We start from the raw sequence: 3472 nt of genomic DNA, 5'->3' as shown, positions 1-3472 counted from the left end.
GGACGGGTAGGGGCGGCGGGGGCGACCATACTCTCCGCACCCCCACCGGCGGCCGAATCGACCGCACCACCCCCCTCACCTTCACCTTCGACGGCACCGATTACCAGGGCTACCGAGGCGACACCCTCGCCTCCGCCCTCCTCGCCAACGGCGTCGTCCAGGCCGCCACCAGCATCAGACTCGGCCGCCCCCGCGGCATCTTCTCCGCCGGCGTCGAGGAACCCAACGCGGTGGTCCAGATCGAGGCCCCCTTCCCCGAGCCGATGCTCCCCGCCACCACCGTCGAACTCCACGACGGCCTGGTGGCGACCAGCCTCCCCGGCCAGGGCCGCCTCGCCACCACCCCCGACCCGGCCCGCTACGACGCCGTACACGCCCACTGCGACCTCCTGGTCGTCGGCGCGGGCCCGGCCGGCCTCGCGGCAGCGGCCGCGGCAGCCACCACCGGCGCCCGCGTCATCCTCGCCGACGACCAACCGGAACCCGGCGGCAGCCTCCTCGGCACCGGCGAGCACCTCGACTGGGTCGCGGCGACCCGCGCCCGCCTCGAAGCCGCCCCCGAGGTACGCGTCCTGACCCGCACCACCGTCTTCGGCCACTACGACGACAACCACCTCCTCGCGGTGGAGCGCCGCACCACCCACCTCGGCGCCGACGCCCCGCAGCACGTCTCCCGCGAACGCGTCTGGCGGATCCGCGCCCGGCACGTCGTCCTCGCCACCGGCGCCCACGAACGCTCCCTCGCCTTCGGGGACAACGACCGCCCCGGCGTGATGCTGGCGGCCTCGGCGCGGACGTATCTGCACCGGTACGCCGTCCTCCCCGGCCGCCGGGCGGTCGTGTTCACCACCAACGACAGCGCCTACGCGGCCGCCCTCGACCTCGCGGCGGCCGGAGTGGACGTCGCGGCGATCGTCGACACCCGCCCCGACCCCGGGGAGTGGGCCGAACGCGCCCGGACCGCCGGGATCGAGGTACTGGCCGGCCACGCGGTCACCGGTACGGAAGGCGCGGACCGTCTCACCGCCGTGACCGTCGCGCCGTACGAATCCACCACCCCACAGCGGGAGTTCGCCGCCGACCTGCTCCTCGTCTCCGGCGGCTGGAACCCGGTCGCCCACCTGTTCAGCCAGGCGGGCGGCAAGCTCCGTCACGACGAGGTGCTCGGCACGTTCGTGCCCGACAGCTGCCGTCAGGCGGTGGCGGTCGCGGGCGCCGCGAACGGGGCGTTCGACCTCGTCACGGCCCTCGTCCAGGGCACGGCGGCCGGCACCCGCGCGGTGGAGGCGGAGGGCTACACCGCCGGGACTCCCGCCCTTCCCGCCGTGGCCCCACAGCCGTACACCCCGCCCATGCAGGTCTTCACCGTCCCCGGCGAGGCCCCCCGGTTCGTCGACCTCCAGCGTGACGTCACGGTGGAGGACCTCGCCCGTGCGACCGGCGCGGGCCTGCGCTCGGTGGAGCACACCAAGCGCTACACCACAGCCGGCACCGCGGGCGACCAGGGCAGGACGGGCGGCGTGCTCGCGAGCGGTGTCGTCGCCGAACTCCTCGGCGTGGACGTCTCGGCGCTCGGCCTGCCCACCTTCCGGCCGCCGTACACCCCCGTCTCCTTCGCCGCCCTCGCCGGCCGCGACCGGGGCGCCCTGCTCGACCCGATCCGCACCACGGCCCTGCACGACTGGCACGTAGAACACGGCGCGCTCTTCGAGAACGTCGGACAGTGGAAGCGGCCCTGGTACTACCCGCGGGACGGCGAGGACATGGAGAGCGCCGTGCTCCGCGAGTGCCGCGCCGCCCGGCAGGGCGTCGCCTTCATGGACGCCTCCACCCTCGGCAAGATCGACGTCCAGGGCCCGGACGCGGCGCTCTTCCTCGACCGGCTCTACACGAACATGATGAGCAACCTGAAGGTCGGCATGATCCGCTACGGCGTGATGTGCCGCCTGGACGGGATGGTGTTCGACGACGGCACGGTCATCCGGCTCGCCCCCGACCGGTTCCTGGTCACCACCACGACCGGCAACGCGGCGGCCGTCCTGGACTGGATGGAGGAGTGGCTGCAGACCGAGTGGCCGGAGCTGCGGGTGCACTGCACCTCGGTCACCGAGCACTGGGCGACCGTCGCCCTGGTCGGCCCCGAGTCCCGCGCGGTCCTCGGCTCGCTCGCACCCGAACTGGCCGTGTCCAACGCGGACTTCCCCTTCATGGCCTGGCGGGAGGCCACCGTCGCCGGCATCGCCGCCCGGGTGTGCCGGATCAGCTTCTCCGGCGAACTCGCCTACGAGATCAACGTGTCGCCCTGGCAGGCCGTCGCGCTGTGGGAGGCACTGCACGAGGCGGGGGCGCCGTACGGCATCACCCCGTACGGCACCGAGACCATGCACGTGCTGCGGGCCGAGAAGGGCTACCCGATCGTCGGCCAGGACACCGACGGCACGGTCACCCCGCAGGACCTCGGCATGGGCTGGGCGGTGTCGAAGAAGAAGCCCGACTTCATCGGCAAGCGCTCCTACGCCCGAGCCGACGCCGTCCGCCCCGACCGCAAGCACCTGGTCGCCCTGCTCACCGACGACCCCGGCGCCTTCCTCCCGGAGGGCACGCACCTGGTCGCCGACGGCGAACTGCCCGCCCCGCCGGTGCCGATGCTCGGCCACGTCACCTCCAGCTACCGCAGCGCCGCGCTCGGCCGGACCTTCGCACTCGCCCTGGTCAAGGGCGGCCGGGACCGCATCGGCGAACGCCTCTACGCCCCCGTCGGCGACCAGTTGCTGCCGGTGACCGTCGCCGGTCCCGTCCTCTACGACCCCGAGGGAGCCCGCCGCGATGGCTGACACCGCCCCGACCGCACGGCCGCGCAGCCCCCTGGCCGCCGCCGCGCCCCGCCTGGCCGCCGTGACCCGCGCCTCCAAGGGCGCGCTCCGGCTGGCCGAACTCCCGTTCCTGGCCCAGGTGAACGTCCGCCTCGACGCCAAGAGCCCGGCGGCGGACGCCGTGGGACTGGCCCTCGGACTCCAACTCCCCCTGGAACCCGACACCGTGGTGCACGCGGGGGAGGTGACCGCGGTGTGGCTCGGCCCCGACGAATGGCTGGTGGTGGGCCGGCCGGGCACCGAGCGGGACCTGGAGAGCGGGATCCGTACGGCCGCCGGGGACGAACCGCTCGCCGTCACCGACGTGTCCGCCCAGCGCACCACCCTGCTGGTCGGCGGCCCGCGCGCCCGCGACCTGCTCGCCCACGGCTGCGCCCTGGACCTCCACCCCCGGGCCTTCGGCCCCGGCCGCTGCGCCCAGACCACACTGTCCCGCGCCCAGGTGGTCCTGGTCGCCCGGGACGAGACCAGGGCCGGTTTCTGGGTCCTGGTGCGCTCGTCCTTCGCCGGCTACCTGGTGGACTGGCTGCTGGACGCGGCCGTGGAATACGTCTGAGCCACCACGAGCGGCGGGCCGGCACCCATCCGGGGTGCCGGCC

Annotated in this window: 2 protein-coding genes; both read left to right on the top strand. The window is 74.5% G+C overall.

The window, feature by feature from the left end; genetic code table 11:
* The coding region (locus tag ACWGKQ_RS51945; protein WP_453299141.1) for a 2Fe-2S iron-sulfur cluster-binding protein at positions 1-2834 on the top strand (2834 nt) is incomplete at its 5' end.
* Complete coding sequence (locus ACWGKQ_RS51940; RefSeq protein WP_453299140.1) at positions 2827-3429, top strand: sarcosine oxidase subunit gamma; 603 nt, start codon at positions 2827-2829, stop codon at positions 3427-3429. The genes ACWGKQ_RS51945 and ACWGKQ_RS51940, both read left to right, overlap by 8 nt.
* Positions 3430-3472 lie beyond the last annotated feature (43 nt).

This window comes from Streptomyces sp. NPDC054770 (assembly GCF_053611985.1).
The sequence above is the reverse complement of the archived record's forward strand: the minus strand, read 5'-3'. Positions and strand labels throughout refer to the sequence as shown.